The sequence below is a fragment of the Pseudomonas helleri genome (assembly GCF_009600315.1).
Taxonomy (GTDB): Bacteria; Pseudomonadota; Gammaproteobacteria; order Pseudomonadales; family Pseudomonadaceae; genus Aquipseudomonas; species Aquipseudomonas helleri_A.
Window position 1 is genome coordinate 1 of the sequence record NZ_WIWC01000102.1, and the last position, 679, is coordinate 679.

The window sequence follows — 679 nt, forward strand, 5'->3', positions numbered from 1 at the left end:
ACCCAGTCCACTCTGGGGGATTCTGTAAATCCCGCTGTGAAGGCGCTACAGGGCGTTACAGCGCGTGCTGAGAAGGCGGAAGAAAGCCTGCACCAAGCAGCAAGCTCGATCAGTTGGAAGTGGGCCGCTATTTGGGCTGCGACCAGTTGCGTGCTGCTGGCTTCCATCGTGGGGTTGTCCATGCTTCTGGTACCCAGCCCCAACGAAATCGGGGATCTGCGGGCCAATGCTGCCGCCCTAGAGGCCAAAGGTGGCAAGGTTAATCTGACCCTGTGCGGTCCTCAGAAACGACTTTGTGCCGAGATCGATACTAAGGCTGATGCTTGGGGCGAAAACAGCCAGTTTCGAATCCTCAAAGGCTACTGACGCGCTGCGCTTGTCGGCCCTTTCGATCCCATGCGGCTACGCCACACGGCCTCAAAATGGCTAACCAAACGGGCAAAGTATCCGATTCGGATACTTTCGCTTAACCAGATTTGTTCCACGGGCGTTTGACGCCAAAGGCAAAACACAAGATATTGTGTTTCGCGATTACTTACGTCCGTGGAACATTTTCATGGCGTAGAAACGACGAAACCCCGCCAAGGCGGGGTTTCACGGGCTGGGTGGGTGCTCGAAACACCTCCAGCCTAGGTCTCGGGGAATTCTGCTTTGAACGGGCGGGATTCGAGACCTGGAA

General features: G+C 56.0%; 1 protein-coding gene. It reads left to right on the forward strand.

Annotated features, from left to right (window positions below):
• Window positions 1-366, forward strand: a 366-nt coding sequence (locus GHN86_RS23495) for a hypothetical protein (RefSeq protein WP_228389652.1), incomplete at its 5' end; no start/stop codon positions are given.
• Between the last annotated feature and the right edge of the window lie 313 nt (window positions 367-679).